15 protein-coding genes are annotated in these 23,212 nt (G+C 73.7%); 6 read left to right on the forward strand and 9 right to left on the reverse strand.

Features of this window, described 5'->3' with window-relative positions; all coding sequences use genetic code 11:
* Positions 1–50: 50 nt before the first annotated feature.
* Genes ACZ4V6_RS02545 through ACZ4V6_RS02555 form a run of 3 tightly spaced genes read right to left on the reverse strand, consistent with a single transcriptional unit; the run spans position 51 to position 2,748 of the window.
* A complete protein-coding gene (locus ACZ4V6_RS02545) occupies positions 51–953 on the reverse strand; it encodes a metal ABC transporter permease (protein WP_467821901.1) in 903 nt (300 codons plus the stop codon).
* A complete protein-coding gene (locus ACZ4V6_RS02550) occupies positions 953–1,720 on the reverse strand; it encodes a metal ABC transporter ATP-binding protein (RefSeq protein WP_467821902.1) in 768 nt (255 codons plus the stop codon). Before ACZ4V6_RS02550 ends, ACZ4V6_RS02545 begins: the two co-directional genes overlap by 1 nt.
* Before the next feature lie 47 nt (positions 1,721–1,767).
* Positions 1,768–2,748: a metal ABC transporter solute-binding protein, Zn/Mn family gene (locus ACZ4V6_RS02555; RefSeq protein WP_467821903.1), complete on the reverse strand. Its 981-nt coding sequence runs from the start codon at positions 2,746–2,748 to the stop codon at positions 1,768–1,770.
* Positions 2,749–2,897: 149 nt separating this feature from the next.
* Between ACZ4V6_RS02555 and ACZ4V6_RS02560 the strand changes: the two genes are divergently transcribed.
* Positions 2,898–4,280, forward strand: a complete 1,383-nt coding sequence (locus tag ACZ4V6_RS02560; RefSeq protein ID WP_467821904.1) for a glycine--tRNA ligase — start codon at positions 2,898–2,900, stop codon at positions 4,278–4,280.
* A gap of 75 nt (positions 4,281–4,355) precedes the next feature.
* Here the strand turns inward: ACZ4V6_RS02560 and ACZ4V6_RS02565 are convergent, their stop codons facing one another.
* Together ACZ4V6_RS02565 and ACZ4V6_RS02570 are read right to left on the reverse strand one after the other, a co-directional pair.
* Positions 4,356–5,420, reverse strand: coding sequence for a chitinase (locus ACZ4V6_RS02565; protein WP_467821905.1), 1,065 nt, complete (start codon positions 5,418–5,420; stop codon positions 4,356–4,358).
* 250 nt (positions 5,421–5,670) lie between these two features.
* Positions 5,671–7,101, reverse strand: a complete 1,431-nt coding sequence (locus ACZ4V6_RS02570; RefSeq protein WP_467821906.1) for an MFS transporter — start codon at positions 7,099–7,101, stop codon at positions 5,671–5,673.
* A gap of 101 nt (positions 7,102–7,202) precedes the next feature.
* Here ACZ4V6_RS02570 and ACZ4V6_RS02575 point away from each other — a divergent pair, with 101 nt between their 5' ends.
* The gene (locus ACZ4V6_RS02575) at positions 7,203–8,141 is read left to right on the forward strand and encodes an MmyB family transcriptional regulator (RefSeq protein WP_467821907.1); all 939 of its coding nucleotides are present in this window, start codon (positions 7,203–7,205) and stop codon (positions 8,139–8,141) included.
* A gap of 239 nt (positions 8,142–8,380) precedes the next feature.
* On the opposite strand, the gene ACZ4V6_RS02580 is transcribed toward ACZ4V6_RS02575, so the two are convergent.
* Positions 8,381–9,031 carry a hypothetical protein gene (locus ACZ4V6_RS02580; RefSeq protein ID WP_467821908.1) on the reverse strand — a complete coding sequence of 217 codons (651 nt, stop codon included), beginning with the start codon at positions 9,029–9,031 and terminating at the stop codon, positions 8,381–8,383.
* 25 nt (positions 9,032–9,056) lie between these two features.
* Here ACZ4V6_RS02580 and ACZ4V6_RS02585 point away from each other — a divergent pair, with 25 nt between their 5' ends.
* The gene (locus ACZ4V6_RS02585; protein ID WP_467821909.1) at positions 9,057–13,424 is read left to right on the forward strand and encodes an HAD-IC family P-type ATPase; all 4,368 of its coding nucleotides are present in this window, start codon (positions 9,057–9,059) and stop codon (positions 13,422–13,424) included.
* A 250-nt stretch (positions 13,425–13,674) separates the two neighbouring features.
* On the opposite strand, the gene ACZ4V6_RS02590 is transcribed toward ACZ4V6_RS02585, so the two are convergent.
* Positions 13,675–15,120, reverse strand: a complete 1,446-nt coding sequence (locus ACZ4V6_RS02590; protein ID WP_467821910.1) for an MFS transporter — start codon at positions 15,118–15,120, stop codon at positions 13,675–13,677.
* 106 nt (positions 15,121–15,226) lie between these two features.
* On the opposite strand from ACZ4V6_RS02590, the gene dusB reads away from it, so the two are divergent.
* Positions 15,227–16,393: a tRNA dihydrouridine synthase DusB gene (gene dusB / locus ACZ4V6_RS02595; protein ID WP_467821911.1), complete on the forward strand. Its 1,167-nt coding sequence runs from the start codon at positions 15,227–15,229 to the stop codon at positions 16,391–16,393.
* A 9-nt stretch (positions 16,394–16,402) separates the two neighbouring features.
* Here the strand turns inward: dusB and ACZ4V6_RS02600 are convergent, their stop codons facing one another.
* Positions 16,403–18,208, reverse strand: a complete 1,806-nt coding sequence (locus ACZ4V6_RS02600; protein ID WP_467821912.1) for an alkaline phosphatase family protein — start codon at positions 18,206–18,208, stop codon at positions 16,403–16,405.
* 505 nt (positions 18,209–18,713) lie between these two features.
* Here ACZ4V6_RS02600 and ppdK point away from each other — a divergent pair.
* Positions 18,714–21,461: a pyruvate, phosphate dikinase gene (ppdK, locus tag ACZ4V6_RS02605; protein WP_467821913.1), complete on the forward strand. Its 2,748-nt coding sequence runs from the start codon at positions 18,714–18,716 to the stop codon at positions 21,459–21,461.
* 140 nt (positions 21,462–21,601) lie between these two features.
* On the opposite strand, the gene ACZ4V6_RS02610 is transcribed toward ppdK, so the two are convergent.
* Entirely contained in the window at positions 21,602–22,087 is a 486-nt protein-coding gene (locus ACZ4V6_RS02610; RefSeq protein ID WP_467821914.1) for an excalibur calcium-binding domain-containing protein, read from the reverse strand.
* 187 nt (positions 22,088–22,274) lie between these two features.
* On the opposite strand from ACZ4V6_RS02610, the gene ACZ4V6_RS02615 reads away from it, so the two are divergent.
* Positions 22,275–23,207 (forward strand): oxidoreductase, encoded by a 933-nt coding sequence (locus ACZ4V6_RS02615; RefSeq protein WP_467821915.1) that lies wholly within the window; start codon positions 22,275–22,277, stop codon positions 23,205–23,207.
* The last annotated feature ends 5 nt before the right edge of the window (positions 23,208–23,212 follow it).

Raw genomic sequence — 23,212 nt, forward strand, 5'->3', positions numbered from 1 at the left:
CCTCACGTCTGCACTGCCGGGGCCATTGTGCCAGCCCGGGCCGTCAGCGGTCAGGCGCCGACTTCGTCACCGGCCCCCCGGGAGGCCGGAATCCGGCACTCCGCGGGGTCCGCGGCGGACCGGGCGAGGGCGGCGGCCCGCGCGCGTCGCCGGGCCAGCGGTGTGGCCAGCGCGGTCAGCACGATGAACGCGCCGATGGTCAGCAGCACGATCGTCGCGCCGGGCGGCACGTCCTGGTAGTAGGACGTGACCGTGCCGCCGATCGTCACGGTCACGCCGATCGCGACGGCGATCGCGAAGGTCGCGGCGAAGCTGCGGCTGAGCTGCTGGGCGGCGGCCACCGGGACCACCATCAGCGCGGACACCAGCAGCAGGCCGACGACGCGCATCGCGACCGTCACCGTGACCGCGGCCGTGACGGCGGTCAGCAGGTTCAGCGCGCGCACCGGCAGGCCGGTGACCCGGGCGAACTCCTCGTCCTGGCTGACCGCGAACAACTGGCGGCGCAGGCCGAGGGTGACCAGCACCACGAAGGCGGCCAGCACGCAGATCGCGGTCACGTCGGACTCGGAGACCGTCGACAGCGAGCCGAAGAGGTACGAGGTGAGGTTGGCGTTGGAGCCCGTCGGCGCGAGGTTGATGAACATCACGCCGCCGGCCATGCCGCCGTAGAAGAGCATGGCGAGGGCGATGTCGCCGCGGGTGCGGCCGTACCAGCGGATCAGCTCCATCAGGACGGCGCCGAGGACGGAGACCAGGGTCGCCATCCACACCGGGGACCAGGAGAGCAGGAAGCCGAGGCCGACGCCGGTCATGGCCACGTGGCCGATGCCGTCGCCCATGAGGGCCTGGCGGCGCTGGACGAGGTAGATGCCGACGGCGGGGGCGGTGACGCCGACCAGGACGGCCGCCAGCAGCGCCCGCTGCATGAAGGCGTAGTTCAGGAGTTCCATCAGCTCAGCAGTCCCGTGCGGATCGGTTCGGCGCCCGCGGGTGCGTGCGGGTGTACGTGGTCGTGACCGGGCAGGGCGTGCTGGCCGACGGCCTTCGGGGGCGGGCCGTCGTGCAGGACGCAGCCGTCGCGCAGGACGACGGCCCGGTCGATCAGGGGCTCCAGGGGGCCCAGCTCGTGCAGGACGAGCAGGACGGTGGTGCCGGCGGCGACCTGCTCGCGCAGCGTGGCGGCCAGGACCTCCTGGCTGGCCAGGTCGACGCCCGCCATCGGCTCGTCCATGATCAGCAGCTCGGGCTCGGAGGCGAGCGCGCGGGCGATCAGGACGCGCTGGTGCTGGCCGCCGGAGAGGGCGTTCACGGAGTCCCTGGCCCGGTCGGCCATGCCGACGAGACCGAGGGCCCGGCGCACCGCCTCGTGGTCGGCCCTGCGCAGGACGCCGAAGCGGGCGCGGGAGAGGCGGCCGGAGGAGACCACCTCGGTCACGGTGGCGGGCACGCCGCCCGCGGCCGTGGTGCGCTGCGGGACGTAGCCCACGCGCGCCCAGTCGCGGAACCGGCGGCGCGGGGTGCCGAACAGCTCGATCTCCCCGGCGACGGGCGGCACCTGGCCGATGATCGTGCGCACGGCCGTGGACTTGCCCGAGCCGTTGGCGCCGAGCAGGGCGACGACCTCGCCGCGGCGCACGGTGAGGTCGATGCCGCGCAGGACGGGACGCGAACCGAGGTCGGCGCGGACGCCGCGCAGTGCGATGACGGACTCGGTCATGTCACCCTCCGGTGGGTCGGTCCGGCCGGGCCGGTCGGTCCGGCCGGTCACTTGGCGCCCAGGGCCGTCTGGAGGGCCTTGAGGTTGGCTTCCATGACCTGGAAGTAGTCGTCGCCGCGGGACTTGCCGGTGATGCCCTCGATCGGGTCGAGGACGTCGGTCCTGAGGTCCGCGTCCTTGGCGACCGTCTTCGCGGTCCTGTCGCTGACGAGCGTCTCGTAGAAGACGGTGGAGACGCCGTCGGCGGCGGCCATCTTCTGGAGGTCCTTGATCCGGGCGGCGCTGGGCTCGGACTCGGGGTCGAGGCCGCTGATGGCCTCCTCGGTGAGGCCGTAGCGCTCGGCGAGGTAGCCGAAGGCGGCGTGCGTGGTGATGAAGACCCTGGTCCTCGTGTCCTTCAGCCCGGTCTCGAACTCGGTGTTCAGGTCGCCGAGCCTCTTGACCAGGGCCGCGGTGTTCTTCTCGTAGTCGGCGGCGTGGTCGGGGTCGGCCTTCCCGAAGGCCTTGCCGACGCCCTGGGCGACCTCGGCGTACTTGACCGGGTCGAGCCAGACGTGGGGGTCCTTGCCGCCCTCTTCGCCGTGGTCGTGGCCGTGCTCGTCCTCCTCGGCGTGGTCGTGCCCGGCCGCGTGGCCGCCGACCTCGTCGCCGTGCTCCTCCAGGGAGGTCAGGGAGGCCGCGTCGATCTTCGTCTCGATCCCGGACTGGGTGACGGCCTCGTCGACGGCGGGCTGGAGACCCTTGAGGTAGAGCGCCGCGTCCGACTCCTCCAGCTGCGCCCGCTGCTTGGTGCTGACCTCGAGGTCGTGCGGCTCCTGGCCGGGCCCGGTGAGGCTGGTGACGTTGACGTGGTCCCCGCCGATCTGCTCGGCGAGGAAGGCCATCGGGTAGAAGGACGCGACGACGTCGAACTTGTCCGTGTTGCCCGCCGCCGCGGTGTCGCTGGAGCAGGCCGAGAGGGTCCCGAGACCGAGTGCGGTGGCCGCGGTGACCGCTATGCCGGATATGCGGCGTCGTCGTACGTTCATGACAGTCATTTTCAACGAATCTGGAAACCGTTGTCAACAAGCCCCCGAACGGCCCCCGATTTGGCCGGGGGGCGTCCCGCGCCGGTAACCTGAGGCATTCTCTGGAAGCATCTCGCTTCGTCGCCCGTCGTCGTAATGAAGAGAGCACCGTGGCCGCCGACAAGATCGACACCATCGTCAGCCTGAGCAAGCGCCGTGGCTTCGTATTCCCCTGCAGTGAGATCTACGGCGGTCAGCGCGCCGCCTGGGACTACGGTCCGCTGGGTGTCGAGCTCAAGGAGAACCTCAAGCGCCAGTGGTGGCGCTACATGGTCACCTCGCGCGAGGACGTCGTCGGTATCGACTCGTCCGTGATCCTGGCCCCCGAGGTCTGGGTCGCCTCCGGTCACGTCGCCACCTTCACGGACCCGCTGACCGAGTGCACCTCCTGCCACAAGCGGTTCCGCGCGGACCACCTGGAGGAGGCGTACGAGGAGAAGAAGGGCCACGCCCCCGAGAACGGCCTCGCCGACCTCAACTGCCCCAACTGCGGCAACAAGGGCACCTTCACCGAGCCCAAGCAGTTCTCCGGCCTGCTCTCCACCCACCTCGGCCCGACCCAGGACAGCGGCTCCGTCGCCTACCTGCGGCCCGAGACCGCCCAGGGCATCTTCACCAACTTCGCCCAGGTGCAGACCACCTCGCGCCGCAAGCCGCCGTTCGGCATCGCCCAGATGGGCAAGTCCTTCCGCAACGAGATCACGCCCGGCAACTTCATCTTCCGCACCCGCGAGTTCGAGCAGATGGAGATGGAGTTCTTCGTCAAGCCGGGCGAGGACGAGAAGTGGCAGGAGTACTGGATGGAGCAGCGCTGGAACTGGTACACCGGCCTCGGCATGCGTGAAGAGAACATGCGCTGGTACGAGCACCCGAAGGAGAAGCTCTCCCACTACTCCAAGCGCACCGCCGACATCGAGTACCGCTTCCAGTTCGGCGGCAGCGAGTGGGGCGAGCTGGAGGGCGTCGCCAACCGCACCGACTACGACCTCGGCGCGCACTCCAAGGCCTCCGGCCAGGACCTCTCCTACTTCGACCAGGAGGCCGGCGAGCGCTGGACGCCGTACGTCATCGAGCCGGCGGCCGGTGTCGGCCGGGCGATGCTCGCCTTCCTGCTGGACGCCTTCGTCGAGGACGAGGCGCCCAACGCCAAGGGCAAGATGGAGAAGCGCGCCGTGCTGCGCCTCGACCCGCGCCTGGCGCCGGTGAAGGTCGCGGTGCTGCCGCTCTCCCGCAACCCGGAGCTGTCGCCCAAGGCCAAGGGGCTCGCGCAGGCGCTGCGGCAGAACTGGAACATCGAGTTCGACGACGCCGGTGCGATCGGGCGCCGCTACCGCCGCCAGGACGAGATCGGTACGCCGTTCTGCGTGACCGTGGACTTCGACACGCTCGAGGACAACGCGGTGACCGTCCGCGAGCGGGACACGATGAAGCAGGAGCGCGTGTCGCTCGACCAGATCGAGGGCTACCTCGCGTCGCGGCTCGTCGGCTGCTGAGCCTTCCCGGGCGTGTGCCCGCCCCCCGTCCGGTTCGTCCGGGCGGGGGGCGGGCGCGTTCTGCGGCCCCGGGCGTCAGCGGCCCTGGAGGGCCCTCACGTTGTCGCCGAAGGTCCAGTTCTTCGAGCCGTCCCAGTTGAGCGACCACGTCATCAGGCCCTTGAGGGCGCCGTTGTAGTGCTTCCAGGCCTGGGAGACCAGGGACGGCGACATGTATCCGCCGCCCGCGCCGGGCTGGGCGGGCAGGCCCGGCACCTGCTTGTCGTAGGGCACGCGGATGGTGGTGCCCTGGATGACCAGGCCCTTGTTCAGGCAGTCCGTCTGGGCGGTGAAGCCCTGCACGGTGCCGGCCGCGTAGGAGTCGGCGGAGCAGCCGTACATGCTGCCGTTGTAGTACTGCATGTTCAGCCACCACAGGCGGCCGTTGTCGGCGTACTTCTTGATGACGGGCAGGTAGGCGCCCCAGATCGAGCCGTAGACGATGCTGCCGCCGGTGACGTAGGCGGTCTCCGGGGCCATGGTCAGGCCGAAGTTCGAGGGCATCCGGGCGAGGACGCCGTCGATGATGCGGATCAGGTTGGCCTGGGACGTGGAGAGCTGGTTGACGTTGCCGCTGCCCGTGAGCCCGGTCTCGATGTCGATGTCGATGCCGTCGAAGTTGTACTTCTTCAGGATCGGCACGATCGTGTCGACGAAACGGTCGGCGACGGCGGTGGAGTTGAGGTCGATGCCGGCGGTCGCGCCGCCGATGGAGAGCAGGATCGTCTGCCCGGCCGCCTTGGCCGCGCACATCTCCGCGGGCGTCGCCACCTTCACGCCCGTGTCCATGCCGTCCTCCCACAGGGCCGTTCCGTCGGAGCGGATGACCGGGAAGGCCGCGTTGAGCACGTTGTAGCCGTGCGCGGCGATGCGCGAGTCGGTGATCGGGGTCCAGCCGAAGGGCGGGTGCACGCCGTTGGCGGCGCCGTCCCAGTTCTCCCAGTAGCCCTGGAGGACCTTGCCGGCCGGCTTCGACTTCACGGCGCAGGTGTCGGCGGCGGGGGCGGCGGACGGGGCGGCGGACGACGCGGTGGCCGTCAGGGGAGTGAGGACGGCGGCCGCGAGAGCGGCGGCGAACAGACGGAATCGACGACGTGTCATGCGACGTGGCCTCCTGTGTGGGGGTGAGGTGGCGCAGGCATGACAATGCTCTGGTCCAGACCTTTCGTCAAGGGAGGGGCGGAGCGGCGCGACGCCCGGGCCGCCGCCCGCGACGCCCGGGCCGCCGCCCGCGCGGCCGGACGCCGGACGCCGGCCGCGCACCTCCGGAAGGCCCGCGTCAGCGGCGCCGGGTCCGAGTCAGCGGCGCCGGGTCCGGGTCCGTCGTGGCCGCCACCGGCGTCCGGCCGCCTCAGCCGATCGTCCGCGGCAGGCGCAGGCCCAGCAGCCCCGTCAGCGCCACCGCCGCCAACTGGACCAGCAGCGTCGTCACCAGCGCGTCCCGCATGCCCAGGGCCGGCACCAGGGACAGGAACAGCGTGCCCAGGACGGCCACCCCCAGCGCCAGCGACGACTGCTGCGTCGTCATCATGACGCCGCTGCCGACCCCCGCACGGGCGGGCGGAACCTCCGACAGGACGATCCGGAAGACCACGGGGAGCTGGAGCGCCTGACCGGCCCCGGCGACCGCCGCGCCCGGCAGCAGCTCGACCGGGCCGAGGTCCGGCCAGGAACGCCAGGCGGCCAGCGCCATCAGGGCCAGGCCCACGCCCTGGAGCACGGCACCCGCCGGCACCACCCGGGTGCCGTACCGGGCGACGAGCCGGGGCCCGGCGAGGGAGACGAGGAAGAACACCACCGCCAGCGGCGCGAGCGCCGTCCCCGCCGCCACCGGGCCGAGACCCGCGCCCTGCTGGAGCGCGACCGCGATGACGAACATGAAACCGCTGAAGCCGACCGAGAACGGCACGATCAGCAGCAGCCCGCGCCGCAGCGAGACGATCGCGAACAGGCTCGGCGGCACCAGCGGCGTACGGCCCGCGCGGTCCGCCCGGCGCTCCACCGCGTAGAACGCCGCCGCCGCGAACGGGAACGCCGCCGGCGTCAGCCACGTCCACAGCGGCCAGCCCGCCGCCCGGCCCTCGGTGAGCGGGACCAGCAGGGTCAGCAGCGAGACGGCCAGCAGGACCGTGCCGGGGCCGTCCACCGGCTCCGGGCGCGCCGAGCGGGTCTCCGGGACCGCGCGGACGGCCAGCAGCAGGCCCGCCAGCACGACCGGGACGTTCACCAGGAACACCGCGCGCCAGCCGGTGCCCGCGATGTCGGCGGCCACCAGGACGCCGCCCAGGATCTGGCCGGCCACCATCGACAGGCCCGCCGTGGCCCCGTACAGGCTCATGGCCCTGGCCCGCCGGGGGCCGGAGGTGGTCGCCTGGATGGTGGCCAGCACCTGCGGCAGCATCGCGGCGGCCGAGGCGCCCTGCGCCACCCGCGCCGCCACCAGCGACCAGGCGTCCGGCGCCAGGCCGCACGCCAGCGAGGTCAGGCCGAAGGCGGCCATGCCGCCCAGGAACATCCGCCGCCGGCCGAACAGGTCGCCGAGCCGGCCGCCGAGGACGAGCAGGACGGCGTACGCCACCCCGTACCCGGCGACGACGAGTTCGAGGACCGACTCGCCCGCCGAGAGGTCGGTGCCGATGGAGGGCAGGGCGACGTTGACGATGAAGAAGTCGACGAGGGGGAGCGCCGCGGCCAGCAGCACAGTGAACAGCCCGGGGCCGCTGAGCGCGGGTGGCGTCGGGGCTGCCGGACGGACAGGACGTGGAGTGAGGGTTTCGGTCACGGGATCGAGACTGCTGCGCCCTTTGGACCGGTACCAGAGTCTTCTTGTCCTGGTAGAAGGAGTACCTGGCAACAGGATCCGGTCGGCGGCACCCTGGAGACATGACGACGACGGCCCTGGAGGGCGTGGGGGCGGCGAGCCGGACGGCCGCTCGGGAGACGGACCGGGAACGGCGGCCCCTGGAGGCGGAGTCGCGGGTCCGGCGGCACGAACTCGCCGCCTTCCTGCGCAGCCGCCGCGAACGCATCGCCCCCGAACAGGTCGGACTGCCCCGCGGACGCCGGCGCCGCACACCGGGGCTGCGCCGCGAGGAGGTCGCCCAGCTCTCGGCCGTCGGCGTCACCTGGTACACCTGGCTCGAGCAGGCCCGCGACATCCAGGTCTCCGTGCAGGTCCTCGACGCCCTCGCCCGCGCGCTGCTGCTCGACCCGACCGAGCGCGCCCACCTCTTCCGGCTGGCCGGCGCCGTCGACCCGACGCCCGCGACGGTCTGCCCCTCGATCTCGCCGGCGGTGCGCGCCCTGCTGGAGCAGTTCGAGCCATATCCGGCGTGCGTGCAGAACAGCCGGTACGACATCCTCGCCCACAACCGCACCTACGGGCTGCTGCTGTGCGACCTGGACGCGGTGCCGCCCGAGGACCGCAACTGCATGATCCTGTCCTTCACCCACGAGGAGTGGCGGTCGTCCATCGTCCATCTGGAGGAGGCCCAGCGGCTGATGGCCGCCCGGTTCCGCGCCACGATGGCCGATCACCTCGCCGAGCCCGCCTGGAAGATGCTGCTGAAGCGGCTGCGGGCGGAGTCCGCCGAGTTCCTGGAGGCCTGGGAGCGGTACGAGGTGGTCGCCCACCGCGGCAAGCGCAAGGAGTTCCTCAACCGGTACGTGGGCCGCGTCAGCGTCGACCACACGGACCTGTGGCTGGGGCCGGAGGCCGGGCCCCGCATGGTGACGTACGTCCCGGCCGACGAGACCTCCCGGGAGCGGCTGGAGAAGCTGCACGCGATCGCCCTGGAGCGCGGAGCGGCGTCGCCGGGATGACCGCCCGAGGTGCGGGAACCCGGGGATGTGCGGAAGGTGATGTTCCAGGGTTTCGTCAGTTCGCACAGGGCGAGGACAGTCATGGCTGAGCAGAAGTCGGCGCAGACGCTGCCGCGACCGTTGCACGCGGCCGCCTCGGCGCTGCGGAAGGTGCCGGGCACCGGGACGGTCGGCCGGGTGGCCGAAGGGGCGTTGGACAGGATCGGAGCCGTGTCTCCGCGCGGTCGGCGCATGGTCGTCTACACCGGGGCCGGGGTGCTGGGCGTCGCCGGTCTGGTGGAGTGGCCGGTGGCGCTCACCGGAGCCGCGGTGGCGTGGCTGACGCGGCCGCGTCCACAGCAGTCCCCGCAGCAGGAGACGGGGGCGGCACGGGCGACGGCCGCCGACGGGAGCCCGCCGACGGCCACGACGGCGGCGAAGAGGAACGCCGCGAAGAAGACCACGACGAGGAGCACGGCCACGGGGGCCGGCGCCACCGGGAAGAGCGCCGTGGCGAAGAGGGCCGCGAGCAGGTCGGCGGCGGCGAAGACGGCCGCGGCGAAGACGGCGCGCAGTACGTCGGCCGCCACGAAGACCGCCGCGCGGAAGGGCACCGCGTCCGGCGCCGCCGCGCGGAAGTCCGCCGCCGCGAAGGCCGTCACGGCGAAGGCCACCCCGACGGGGACCGCCGCGCGGAAGACCACCGCGACCAGGGCCGCAGCCGCGCAGAAGGGCACCGCGACCGGTGCCGCCGCGCGGAAGTCCGCCGCCGCGAAGACTGCCGCCGCGAAGACCGCCGGGGCGAAGAAGACCACCGCGAAGAAGACCACCTCCGCGAAGGGCGCCGCCGGCGGCGGGTCCGCCGGTTCGGCCGGGAGCGGGGGCCGAGGGAAGGCGTCCGCGTCGCGCACGCGGAAGGCGGGCTGAGAGGCAGAGATGGCCGGTGGACTCCTGACGCGTTCCCGGGGTGCCGTCGCCGGCATCGTGCTGGCCGGCCCCCGGCTGGTCGCGCGCGGCACCGCCCCCGCCGTGGGCGCCGCGGCCGGCGCGGTCGCGGGCACCGCACGGGCCGGCGTGCGCGGCGCGGACTTCGCGGCGCGGGCGGCACGGGTCGCCCGCGCCGCGCTGCCGGGCGGCCCCCGCCACTGGCGGGCCGGCCCCCGGGCACACCTCGCGCTGCGGCCGGCCGCGGCCGAGAGGGTGCGCCGGGCGGGCGGCACGGCACACGTCGCGCGCCGCGTGGCGGCGGCCCTCGCCGAGCACCCCGACGTGGCGCTCGCCTACTGGGACGACGGGCTGGCCCGGCTGGTGGTGACCGCGACCGAGGAGGAACTCACCGACCGGGTGGTGGACCGCGCGACCGACCTCGCCGAACAGCACGGGCTGGCCCGGGCCGACGACGAGGTCGAGGAGCTGGCCCACCCCGGCGACCCGGCCGCCGTGCGCGTCGCGGCGACCGCCCTCGCGGCCGACGCGCTCGGCATCGCCGCCGCCCTGACCGCGTCGTCCCTGCGGCTGCCGCCCTCGCCCCGTCTGGTGACCGCCGTGGCGACGCTGCTGCGCGAGAACCCCAGGTTCCGCGCCTGGCTGCGCGGACGGCTCGGCGTCCACCGCATGGACGTCGCCCTGGCCGCCGCCAACGCGGCCGTGCACGGCGCCGGCCAGAGCCCGACCTCCCTGGTGCTCGACGGGGCGCTGCGCGCCTGCCAGTTGGCCGAGGAGGTGACCCGGTCGGCGGCCTTCGAGGCCGTGCACGACCGGCTGTGCGCCCCGGACCGGGGCAGCCTGCCCGCCGACCTCGCCCTGCGCCCGCCGCTGCGCACCTCCCCGGCTCAGGACTACGCCGCCCACGCCTCGACCGGCAGTGTGGCGGGCGCGGTGGCGACCCTGCTCGTCAAGCACGACCTGGCGGAGGCCGCGGAGGCGGTGCTCGCCGGATCGCCCAAGGCCGCGCGCTACGGGCCCGCCGCCTTCCACGCCGTGCTGAGCGCCGCGCTGTCCCGGACCGGCGTGCTGGTGCGCGACCCGGAGCGGCTGCGGCAGCTGGAGATGGCCGGCACGGTCGTCCTGCACCCCAGCGCGCTGCGCACCCCGCACGCGGGGGCGGACCCGTGGACCGAGGACGTCCTGGACGCGGCGCGGCGCGCGGGGCTGCGCGTGGTGATGGTGGAGGACCCGGCGCTGGCCGACTTCACCGGCCTCGCGGACCAGGTCGTCAGCGCCCGCCGCCCGCTCGGGGACGTGGTGGACGAACTGCGCGCCGAGGGAGGCGGCGTCATCACCGTCGTACGGCCCCTGCCCGGTGACGACGACACGGTGCTGGCCGGACTGTACGGCGGTGACGTGGCCGTGGCGCTGGCCGACGCGGACACCCCGGTGGCGTGGGGCGCGGACGTGCTGGCCTCGCGCGGTCTGGCCGACGTGTGGCGGGTGCTGCGGGCGGTGCCGGCGGCCCGCGCGGTCGGCAACCGCTCGCAGACGCTGGCCCGGGCCGGGGCGGCGCTGTCCGGGCTGCTGGTCGCGGTCGGCGAGGCGCACGGCAGGGGGGCCGGTTCTCCGCTGCCCGGGCTGCGGCACGCGCCGGTCGACGCGAGCGCGGCGGCGGCCCTGCTGTCCGGGACGCGCGCCGCCCTCGGCGTGGCGGCGGCCCGCGCCCCGCACCCCCGGCCGCGGGTGGCGTGGCACGCGCTGGACGTGGCGGACGTACGCGACCGGCTGGAGCGCGAGACCGAGCCCGAGCCGACCGTCGTCGAGCGGGCCACGGCACGGATGCGGGAGACGGCCGAACGGGCGGGCCGGGTGCGGGCGCTGGCGCCGGTGCGGTGGTCGTGGCAGCTGGCCCGGGCCGTGCGCGGCGAACTGGACGATCCGCTCACCCCGGTGCTGGCGGTCGGTTCGGCGGCCTCCGCGATCCTCGGTTCGGTCGTGGACGCGGCGCTGGTGGTCGGCGCGCTGGACCTGAACGCGCTGGTCGGCGGGTTCCAGCGGCTGCGGGCCGAACGGGCGCTGTCCGGGCTGCTCGCGGAGCAGAAGCAGAAGGCGCGGGTGAGCGAGGAGCCTCCCGCGGAGGGTGCGCAGGCGTCCGCGGAGGGGGAGGGGGCCCCCGCGGCGGGCGAGCCGAGGATCGTGGACGCCGCCAAGCTGCACTCGGGGCAGGTGATCGAGCTGAAGGCGGACGACGTCGTGCCCGCCGACGCCCGGCTGCTGTGGGAGGACGGCCTGGAGGTGGACGAGTCCGCGCTGACCGGCGAGTCGTTGCCGGTGGACAAGCGCGTGGACCCGGCGCCGAAGGCCCCCGTGGCCGAGCGGCACTGCATGGTCTTCGAGGGCACGACCGTGGTGGCGGGCCGGGCACGGGCCGTCGTCGTGGACACCGGCGAGCACACCGAGGCCGCGCGGGCGGTGGCGCTGGCCGCGCGGACGCCGGCGGCCGCGGGCGTGCAGGCCCGGCTCCAGGAACTCACCCGCAAGGCCCTGCCGTTGACGCTGGCCGGCGGCGCGGCGGTGACCGGTCTCTCACTGCTGCGCGGCACGCCGATCCGGCAGGCCGTCTCCGGTGGCGTGTCGGTGGCGGTGGCCGCCGTGCCCGAGGGGCTGCCGCTGGTGGCGACGGTGGCCCAGCTGGCGGCGGCCCGCCGGCTCAGCCGGCACGGCGTCCTGGTGCGCACCCCGCGCACGCTGGAGGCCCTCGGCCGCATGGACACCGTGTGCTTCGACAAGACGGGCACGCTCACCGAGAACAGGCTGCGGCTGACCCGGGTGGCGGGCGCCGACGGCACCGTCCGCAAGGCCGCCGACCCGGACGCCGCCGGCACCGTGCGGATCGCCGCGCGCGCCTGCCCCCGCCTGAACGGCGGCGGCGCCCGCCCGACCCACGCCACCGACGAGGCCGTCCTGGACGCCGCCGGGCCCGATCCGGAGTGGACGCAGGACGAGGGCCTGCCCTTCGAGACCTCCCGCGGATACGCCGCCGCCGTCGGCCGGGGCGCGGACGGCGTCCCCGTGCTGGTGGTCAAGGGCGCCCCCGAGACGGTGCTGCCCGCCTGCGCCGGTCCGCCGTCGCACGCCTCCGACGCGGCGCACGACCTGGCCCGTGCCGGACTGCGCATCATCGCGGTGGCGAGCCGGCCGCTCGGCGAGGGCGAGCAGGCGGCCGACGTGCTCGAACAACCGCCGTCCGCAATGGAGTTCACCGGACTGCTCGCGCTCGCCGACGTGGCGCGCGAGACGTCCCCGGCCCTGGTGCGCGGGCTGCGCGAGGCGGGCGTACGGCCCGTGGTGCTGACCGGCGACCATCCGCAGACCGCCCGCGCCATCGCCGTCGACCTGGGCTGGCCCGAGGACGCGGTCGTGGTCACCGGCGACGAACTCGCCGCCGCCGACCGCTCGGCCCGCTCCCGGATGCTGCGCGACGCCGACGTGGTGGCCCGGGTGGCGCCGGAGCAGAAGCTCCAGGTCGTCGAGTCGCTGCGGGACGCCGGTCGGGTCGTCGGCATGGTCGGCGACGGCGCCAACGACGCCGCGGCGATCCGCGCCGCCGACATCGGCGTCGGCATCAGCGCCCGCGGTTCGGCCGCGGCCCGCAACGCCGCCGACCTGGTCGTCACGGGCGACGACCTGCTGGTGCTGGTGGAGGCGGTGCGGGAGGGCCGGGCGCTGTGGCACAGCGTCGCCGACGCCATCGCCATCCTGATCGGCGGCAACGCGGGCGAGGTCGGCTTCGGCATCCTCGGCACCGTCCTCGGCGGCGCCGCCCCGCTGTCCACCCGTCAGATGCTGCTGGTCAACCTCTTCACCGACCTGTTCCCGGCGATGGCCGTGGCGGTGACGGAGACGGGGGACGCCGAGCAGGAGAAGGACGACGCGGGCGCGCCGCTCGGCACGGCGGTGCTGGGCGCGCCGCTGATCCGGCAGATCCGGCACCGGGCCCTGACCACGGCGCTCGGGGCGACCGCGGCCTGGCTCCTCGGCCGCTTCACCCCGGGCACGGCGCGCCGCTCGACGACCATGGCCCTGTGCGCGGTGGTCGGCACGCAGCTCGCCCAGACCCTCGCCGACCGGCGCGGCAGCCGGCTGGTGCAGGTGACGTCGCTCGGGTCCGCCGCCGCGCTGGTCGCCCTGGTGCAGACGCCGGGCGCGAGCCAGCTCTTCGGCTGCACCCCGCTGGGCCCGGTCGCCTGGGCGGGCGTGGTCGCCGCGATCACGCTGGCGCTGGCGGGGCAGCGGGCGCTGCCGGCGGTGGAGGAGGCGGTGGTGAAGTACTGGCCGAAGGTGACGGAGCTTTTGCCGGCGGCGATGAGGTGAGGCGCGCCTCGGCGAGGGCCGGGGGCGTCTGGTGGTGTGACGTGTGCGGGTGGGTGGGGGCTGGTCGCGCAGTTCCCCGCGCCCCTGGGAGGTGTGCCGGGGCTGGTCGTGCGGTCGCTCGGGTTCCTGGGGGTGTGCCGGGGCTGGTCGTGCGGTCGTCCGGGTTCCTGGGGGTGTGCCGGGGCTGGTCGTGCGGTCGCTCGGGCCCTCAGCGGGACGTGCCGGCCCTCCTCAAGGGGGGCGCGGGCTGTCACGCGTTGGAGTGGGCCGCCTCTCTGGCTTCCGGTGCCTCCAGGCGTTCGGCGGTCAGTTCCGCCGTGCGGCGGGCCCAGCGGCCGGTCGTGACGGCACCGAGGACGAGGACCGCCAGTCCGCAGGCGGCCAGGATCCACCAGCCGGGACGGGCGGCGGAGACGAACGCGGCCCGGTACGACGACGCGCCCACGCCCGCCGCCAGCACCGCGCCGACCACCGCCACGCCCAGGGTCTGGCCCAGCTGGCGGCTGGTGGAGGCGACGGCGGCGGCCACCCCCGCCTGGGCGCGCGGCATGCCGGAGACGGCCGTGTTGGTGATGGGCGCGTTGACGAAGCCGAAGCCGACGCCGAACAGGACGTACCCGAGGAAGAGGGTGACGTTCGACGTCTCGGCCTCGAAGGCGGCGAACAGGACCCCGCTCACGGTCAGCGCGCCGCCCGCGATCAGCAGGGGCAGCCGCGGCCCCCGGCTGCCGACCAGCCGCCCGGACAGCGGGGCGCACAGGAAGGTCGGCACGGCCATCGGCAGCATCCACAGGCCGGCGTGCAGGGCGCTCAGCCCGCGCACGTTCTGCAGGTACAGCGTGGACAGGAACAGGAAGCCGCCCAGCGCGGCGAAGGCGCTGATCGCGATGACGGTGGCCCCGCTGAACGGCGCCGACCGGAAGAAGCGCAGCTCGATCAGGGGCTCGGCGCGGCGCGGTTCGTGGCGCAGCAGGACGAGCAGCGCGGCCAGCGCCGCCACGGCGTAGGGGAGCACGGAGGTGACCCCGGCGTTCGGCGCCTCGATGATCGCGTACGTGAGGGAGCCGAACAGCACGATCACCATCAGCTGGCCCAGCGGGTCGGGACGGCGGGCCCTGGGGGCGCGGGACTCGGGGACGAAGCGCAGGGTGAGCAGGAGGGCGGCGAGCCCCACCGGCAGGTTGACCCAGAAGACCGAGCGCCAGCCGACCGACTCCACCAGCAGCCCGCCCACCAGGGGGCCGGCGGCCATCGAGATGCCGACGACCGCGCCCCACACGCCGATCGCCCGGGCCCGCTCGCGCGCGTCGGTGAAGGTGTTGGTGATGATCGACATGGCGACCGGATTGAGCATCGAGCCGCCCACCGCCTGCACCATCCGGAACACCACCAGCGACGACAGGTCCGGTGCGAGCGAACACAGCACCGAGCCGGCGGTGAAGACCACCAGGCCGGTCACGAAGACCCGTCTGCGGCCGATCCGGTCGGCCGTGGAGCCCGCGAGCATCAGCAGCGCGGCCAGCACCAGCGTGTACGCGTCGATCGTCCACTGGAGCCCCGACGTGCTCGCGTGCAGATCACGCTGCATGGCGGGCAGGGCGACGTTCAGGATCGTGTTGTCGATGCTCACGATCAGCAGGCTCATGCAGCAGATCGCGAGCACGAGCAGGCGTCGGCGGCGCGTGAGCTCGGGCATGGCCTCCATCGTACGCCCACTTCAATAGTGCGGCTAACTAATGACTGGTACACGGTCTTGCGGCCGGGCGGGCCGGGCACCGCCCCGCGTGCGTGACAATGGAGGAATGTCCACGCCCACCGCCCCCGCCCCCGCCACCGCGAACCCGCCGTTGCAGATCGGCCCGCACACCGTCGCACCGCCCGTGGTGCTGGCGCCGATGGCCGGGATCACCAACGCGCCCTTCCGCACCCTGTGCCGGGAGTTCAGCGGGGGCAAGGGCCTGTTCGTGAGCGAGATGATCACGACCCGGGCGCTGGTCGAGCGCAACGAGAAGACCATGCAGCTGATCCACTTCGACGCGACCGAGAAGCCGCGCTCGATCCAGCTGTACGGCGTCGACCCCGCGACCGTCGGCAAGGCCGTCCGCATGATCGCGGAGGAGGACCTCGCCGACCACATCGACCTCAACTTCGGCTGCCCGGTGCCCAAGGTGACCCGCAAGGGCGGCGGCTCGGCCCTCCCGTACAAGCGCAACCTGCTCCGGGCGATCCTGCGCGAGGCCGTCAGCGGCGCCGGTGACCTGCCCGTCACCATCAAGATGCGCAAGGGCATCGACGACGACCACCTCACCTACCTCGACGCCGGCCGCATCGCCGTCGAGGAGGGCGTGAGGGCCGTCGCCCTGCACGGCCGCACCACCGCCCAGCACTACGGCGGCACCGCCGACTGGGAGGCCATCGCCCGCCTCAAGGAGCACGTCCCGGAGATCCCGGTGCTCGGCAACGGCGACATCTGGTCCGCCGAGGACGCGCTGCGCATGGTCCGCGAGACCGGCTGCGACGGCGTCGTGGTCGGGCGCGGGTGCCTCGGGCGCCCGTGGCTGTTCGCCGACCTCGTCGCCGCCTTCGAGGGGCGCACGGAGGACTTCGTACGGCCCACCCTGCGCGAGGTCGCCGACGTGATGGTCCGGCACGCCACCCTGCTGGGCGAGTGGATCGGCGACGAGTCCCGCGGCGTGATCGACTTCCGCAAGCACGTCGCCTGGTACCTCAAGGGCTTCGTGGTCGGCTCCGAGATGCGCAAGCGCCTCGCGATCACCTCCTCCCTGGAGGCACTGCGTGCCGGGCTGGACGAGCTCGACCTCGACCAGCCCTGGCCCGCCGGCGCCGACGGCCCCCGCGGCCGCACCTCCGGCAACAACCGGGTCGTCCTGCCCGACGGCTGGCTGAAGGACCCCTACGACTGCGCGGGCGTCGGCGAGGACGCGGAGCTGGACACCTCCGGCGGCTGACCGGGCCCCTCAGCGCCCGGAAGGACGCGGGGTCGAGCCGTACGCCGTCAGGAAGCGGTCGCGGAACGAGCTCATCCGCCACACCGGCGCGTCGTGGGCGGGGCGCAGGCCGGCGGTCCAGTTCCAGCCGTCGATCGCGGCGAGCACCTCCGGGTCCTTCGCGACGATCGTGACGGGCACGTCCCGGCTCGCCCCGTCGCCGCTGACCCGGGCGATCGGCTGGTGGTCGCCGAGGAGGACCAGGACGGTGTCGTCGGTGCCGTAGCGCTCCAGCCACTGGGTGAGGCAGGTGACCGAGTACCGGATCGACCTGCCGTACCCCTCGCGGGACTTCGTGGAGTCGGCGATGACGTCCGCCGGCTTCTCGCCCGCCGCCGCGATGCCGTCGAACACCGAACCGTCGCCGAGTTCGTCCCAGCCGACCGTCCTCGGGACCGGCGCCCACGGCTGGTGGCTGGAGGTCAGGACGATCTCGGCCATCAGCGGCCTGTCGCGCTCCCTGCCGTGCTCCAGCCGCTGGAAGGCCTCCAGCGCGTACTGGTCCGGCATGGTCGACCAGCTGAACCTCGGGCCCCGGTAGCCCAGGTCGGACGCGTCGTAGACCTTGTCCAGCCCGTACCACTCCGCCTCCGGCCACGCCTTGCGCACCCCCGGCATGACACCGACCGTGTCCCACGCGCCGGTCCTCGCGAACGCCTTGGTGAGGGTGAGGCGGTCGCTCGCGGTGACGGTGCGGTAGCGCTGCTGGCTGTCCACCCACAGGCCGGACATGAACGTGGAGTGGCCGAGCCAGCTGCTGCCGCCGTACGTGGCGGACGTCAGCCAGCCGCTCCTGGCGCGGAAACCCGCCCCGGCCAGCGCCCTCGTCCCCGTGTCGAGCGTCCGGCCGACGCCCGGGGCCGTGACCGGGTCCTCGATCGCGCTCCGGCCGTAGCTCTCGACGAAGGCGAAGACGACGTCCTTGCCGCGGAGGTCCGGCAGCAGCCGGCCGGCCGGCGTGGCGCCGAAGCGGTCCGCGCTCGCCTCCTCGGCGAAGGCCGCCTCGTCCCGCAGCGTCTGCGTCACCCTGCGGGCCTGTGCCTGCAGGGCGGAGGACGCCCGTTGGGAGGCGACCGGCACACCGAAGGCGTGCAGCCCGAAGGCCGCGCAGGTCATCCACGCCGTGGCGGTGATCAGCGCGCCCCGCGCCGCCCGCTCCCGGTGCGCCGCGAGCAGCCCGGCCAGCCGGACCGTGGCCGTGGCCATGAGGACCAGCAGGGCCGGCACCAGCGCGAGGGCGCCCGCGGTGGCCCAGGCCGCCGCGGCCCCGCCCATCGAGTCCGCCAGGTACGACCGTGCGTCGTCGAGCAGGCCCCAGTCCAGGACCGGGTCGAAGCCCCGGCCGAGGTACTCGGCGAAGCCGATGTCGAGCAGGTTCAGCACCGTCAGCCCGCCGAGGCCCGCCCCGCACAGCGCCGCGGCCACCAGCCGCGGCCGGCGCGGCAGCCACGTCAGCACCACCGTCCCGATGACCGCCTCCGACGGGATCCGCGCGTACCAGTTCGCCTCCAGGCCCGCGGGGGTGTTCGGCAGCAGCAGCGCGCCGAGGACGAGGACGGCGGCGAGGACGGTGACGGTCCGCCGGAGGGCGAGGGCGGCGCGCGGGCACCGGGCGCGCAGGGCCCCCCGGTGGGCGATGCGGACCGCCCGGGAGCGCGGTGGACGGGCGGCGGCTTCCTCCGCCCGCGGACCCCCGGCTCCCGCCGTCCTCGGGGCGGGGGCCGGAGCGTCGCCGGTCGAGTGCGGCGCTCGGCGCGAGCGCGTGAAGACAGCCACCCGGAGGTCCTTCCGTACGAAAGCCGTGGGGTGGCGGACCCGCCGTGGGGGAACGGGTCCGCCGCCGTGTCGTACGTCCCGGGCGCGAGGTGTGTTCACCCGGCCGCGGACACCGTCCGCGACACGTCCGCATGGTGAAATCCGGCGGGCTGTGGCAGCGTGATTCTCGCCACCTCTGATATGAGGAGCGCTCAGATGAGCGGATCATGACCGAGTCCACTTCTCCAAACTGTGGCACTGAGTGCCACACCTTGATCGTTCATCGATCGAACTCAAACGTGGAGAATGATGCTCAGACGAGCGGAAGGGGGAATCTACGGGGGTTGATTCGTTCAAGAAGTGAAAACGCAAGCCGCCGCTCGCTTGCCAAGCCTTGACTTTCAATCCGCTGGCGGACGAGTGGTTACAGGCACACGACGCGCAAGTGGACGTACCCAGGTGCCTTCGATCTGGGTACATTCCTCGCCGTCAGGGCAGCCACCGCGTCCTCGAGGAGTCGAGACCCGTGTCGGAAAACAAAGAATCTCAGGCAGCCGAGCAGGGCACCGGCGTTGAGGGCGTGAAGTTCGTCTACGACTTCACCGAGGGCAACAAGGACCTCAAGGACCTCCTCGGCGGCAAGGGCGCCAACCTCGCCGAGATGACGAACCTGGGCCTACCGGTCCCTCCCGGCTTCACCATCACCACCGAGGCCTGCAAGACCTACCTCGACAGCGGCGAGGAGCCGGCGGCACTGCGTGACGAGGTGAGCGCGCACCTCGACGCCCTCGAGGCGAAGATGGGCAAGAAGCTCGGCCAGGCCGACAACCCCCTCCTCGTGTCGGTCCGCTCCGGGGCCAAGTTCTCCATGCCCGGCATGATGGACACCGTCCTCAACATCGGCCTCTCCGACAAGTCGGTGCAGGGCCTGGCCCAGCAGGCCGGCGACGACCGCTTCGCGTGGGACTCCTACCGCCGCCTCATCCAGATGTTCGGCAAGACCGTCCTCGGCGTCGACGGCGACCTCTTCGAAGAGGCGCTGGAGAAGGCCAAGGAGGCCAAGAAGGTCGCGGTCGACACCGAGCTCGAGGCCGCGGACCTGAAGAAGCTGGTCGCCACCTTCAAGAAGATCGTCAAGAAGGAGGCCGGCCGGGACTTCCCGCAGGACCCGCGCGAGCAGATGGACCTCGCCATCAAGGCGGTCTTCGACTCCTGGAACGGCGACCGCGCCAAGCTCTACCGCCGCCAGGAGCGCATCCCGCACGACCTCGGCACCGCCGTCAACGTCTGCTCCATGGTCTTCGGCAACCTCGGCCCCGACTCCGGCACCGGCGTCGCCTTCACCCGCGACCCCGCCTCCGGCCAGCAGGGCGTCTACGGCGACTACCTCCAGAACGCCCAGGGCGAGGACGTGGTCGCGGGCATCCGCAACACCGTGCCGCTCGCGGAGCTGGAGCGGATCGACAAGAAGTCGTACGACCAGCTGATGCAGATCATGGAGACGCTGGAGAACCACTACCTGGACCTGTGCGACATCGAGTTCACGATCGAGCGCGGCCAGCTGTGGATGCTCCAGACCCGCGTCGGCAAGCGCACCGCGGGCGCGGCCTTCCGCATCGCCACCCAGCTCGTGGACCAGGGCCTGATCGACGAGGCCGAGGCGCTCACCCGCGTCAACGGCGCCCAGCTCGCCCAGCTGATGTTCCCCCGCTTCGACGAGGGCGCCAAGGTCCAGCAGGTCGGCCGGGGCATCGCCGCCTCGCCGGGCGCGGCGGTCGGCAAGGCGGTCTTCGACTCCTACACCGCCGTCAAGTGGTCCCGTTCCGGTGAGAAGGTCATCCTGATCCGCCGCGAGACCAACCCCGACGACCTGGACGGCATGATCGCCGCCGAGGGCATCCTGACCTCGCGCGGCGGCAAGACCTCCCACGCGGCCGTCGTCGCGCGCGGCATGGGCAAGACCTGTGTCTGCGGCGCCGAGGAGCTGGAGGTCGACACCAAGCGCCGCCGCATGACCGTCCCCGGCGGGCACGTCGTGGAGGAGGGCGACGTCGTCTCCATCGACGGCTCGTCCGGCAAGGTCTACCTGGGCGAGGTCCCGGTCGTCCCGTCCCCGGTCGTCGAGTACTTCGAGGGCCGCATGCACCCGGGCGCCGACGACGCCGACGAACTGGTCGAGGCCGTGCACCGCATGATGGCCTTCGCCGACCGCAAGCGCCGGCTGCGCGTGCGCGCCAACGCCGACAACGCCGAGGACGCGCTGCGCGCCCGCCGCTTCGGCGCCCAGGGCATCGGCCTGTGCCGCACCGAGCACATGTTCCTCGGCGACCGGCGCGAGCTGGTCGAGCGGCTGATCCTGGCCGACACCGAGGCCGAGCGCGAGGAGTCCCTCAAGGAGCTGCTGCCGCTCCAGAAGCAGGACTTCGTCCAGCTCTTCGAGTCGATGGACGGCCTGCCGGTCACCGTCCGCCTGCTCGACCCGCCGCTGCACGAGTTCCTGCCCGACATCACCGAGCTGTCGGTCCGCGTCGCCCTCGCCGAGTCCCGCCAGGAGCCGCACGAGAACGAGCTGCGCCTGCTCCAGGCCGTGCACCGCCTGCACGAGCAGAACCCGATGCTGGGCCTGCGCGGCGTCCGCCTCGGTCTGGTCATCCCCGGCCTGTTCACCATGCAGGTCCGCGCGATCGCCGAGGCCGCGGCCGAGCGCAAGGCCGCCAAGGGCGATCCGCGCGCCGAGATCATGATCCCGCTGGTCGGCACGGTCCAGGAGCTGGAGCTCGTCCGCGACGAGGCCGACCAGGTCATCGCCGAGGTCGAGGCGGCCACGGGCACCAGGCTGAAGCTGTCGATCGGCACGATGATCGAGCTGCCGCGCGCCGCGCTGACCGCCGGACAGATCGCCGAGGCCGCGGAGTTCTTCTCCTTCGGCACCAACGACCTGACCCAGACCGTGTGGGGCTTCAGCCGCGACGACGTGGAGGCCAGCTTCTTCACGGCCTACCTGGAGAAGGGCATCTTCGGCGTCTCCCCGTTCGAGACGATCGACAAGGACGGCGTCGGCTCGCTCGTCGCCGCCGCCGCGAAGGCCGGCCGCGCCACCCGCCCCGACCTGAAGCTCGGCGTCTGCGGCGAGCACGGCGGCGACCCCGAGTCGGTCCACTTCTTCCACGAGGTGGGTCTGGACTACGTCTCCTGCTCCCCGTTCCGCATCCCGGTCGCCCGCCTGGAGGCCGGCCGCGCGGCGGTCACGTCGAAGGGCAGCGACCACCGCTGACCCCGTGCGGGGCACGCAAGACCCCGGAGCCGCCGTCTGTCACCCGACCACCCTCACCGATCGGCGGCGGCTCCGGATCACGAGAAGGGGCGGCACCCTTGTGCGGGGGTGCCGCCCCTTCGTGTGTCCGTGGGAGGCGGTCAGCGGGTGCCGGCGTCCCGGCGCCTGCGCGCCGCCAGGAGCAGCCCGCCGCCGGCGAGCACGACGGCCGCGCCGCCCGCCGCGAGGTACGGGGTGCTGTCGTCGCCGCCGGTCTCGGCCAGGTCGGTGCCCTGCGCGCCCGCGGCCCGGTCGCCTCCGGCCCCGTCACCGGTCTTTCCGTCGGCCTTGCCGGAGCCGGAGCCGGCACCGGCGTCCGCGTCCGTGTCGTTCCCGGCGTCCGTGTCCTCGTCGCCCGCGGGGACGAAGTCCGCGGGCGGCTTGTCGCAGCCGACGCCGTCCTTGTCGCGGTCGAGGTGCTCGCCGTAGTGCTCGTCGCCCTCCTCGATGGCGGAGTACCCGGCGTCGTAGGCCTCGGTGCAGTTCTTGAACGGGTGCGTGCCGTCGTGGGCCTCGGCGGCGGCCGGCAGGGCGGCCAGGGCGAGCGCGGCGACGGCCACGGCGGCCGGCTTGCGGAGCAGGTTCATCGGGTGTCCCGGGAATGGTGTGGAGCGGCTGGGTCGGAGGTGCCGAAGTTAGTGAGGTGACGGGAATGCGGCAGCGATATGGGGGATCCGTGACGGGAACGTGACGTGACCGCTCGGCAACTCTCCGCTTCCGCCCTCCCGGCGCGTACGGTGAGGTGGGGTCCGGGAGATCGGGAAGGAGCCGTGGATGGCCGGCTGGAGTGTGCGCGACATCCCCGACCAGGGCGGGCGGACCGCCGTCGTCACCGGGGCCAACAGCGGACTCGGATACGTGGTGGCGCGGGAGCTGGCGCGCAAGGGGGCGCGGGTCGTGCTCGCCTGCCGCGACGAGGCGCGGGGCGAGGCGGCCCTGGAGCGGCTGGCCGGCGAGGTGCCGGACGCGGGCGTGGAACTGGCGCGGCTCGACCTCGGCGACCTGGCCTCCGTGCGGAAGTTCGCGAGCGCGCTGCCGTACGGGCGGGTCGACCTGCTGGTCAACAACGCCGGGGTGATGGCGCTGCCCTACGGCACGACGGCGGACGGGTTCGAGACGCACTTCGGCGTCAACCACCTGGGGCACTTCGCCCTGACCGGACTGCTGCTGCCGGCGCTGCTCGCCGCGCCGGGCGCCCGGATCGTCACCGTCTCCAGCATGCTGCACGCGCTGGCCGACGTGGACCCGCGCGACCTCAACAACGTGCGGCGCTACGGGCGGTGGACCGCCTACGCCCGCTCGAAGTCCGCCAACCTGCTCTTCACGCACGAGCTGGCGCGCCGGCTCGCGGCCCGGGACGGGGGCCCGAAGGTGACGGCGGCAGCCGCCCACCCGGGGTACGCGGAGACCAACCTCCAGACCGCCGGACCGCGCGCCGAGGGGCGGCGGGTCGCCGAGCGCCTGATGCTGCTCGCCAACCGGGTCGTCGCCCAGCCCGCCGAGGCGGGCGCGCTGCCCGTGCTGTACGCGGCCACCGCGCCCGCCGTCGCCCCCGACTCCTTCACCGGCCCGTCCTTCGCGATGTGGCGCGGGGTGCCGGCGCCGTCCTGGCGGGCGCCCCGGACACGGGACGACGCGAGGGGGGAGCGGCTGTGGGCCGCCTCCGAGCGGCTGACGGGGGTCACCTACGAGGCGCTGCGGACCTGAGCGCG

This window comes from Streptomyces sp. NPDC029152, assembly GCF_055564355.1.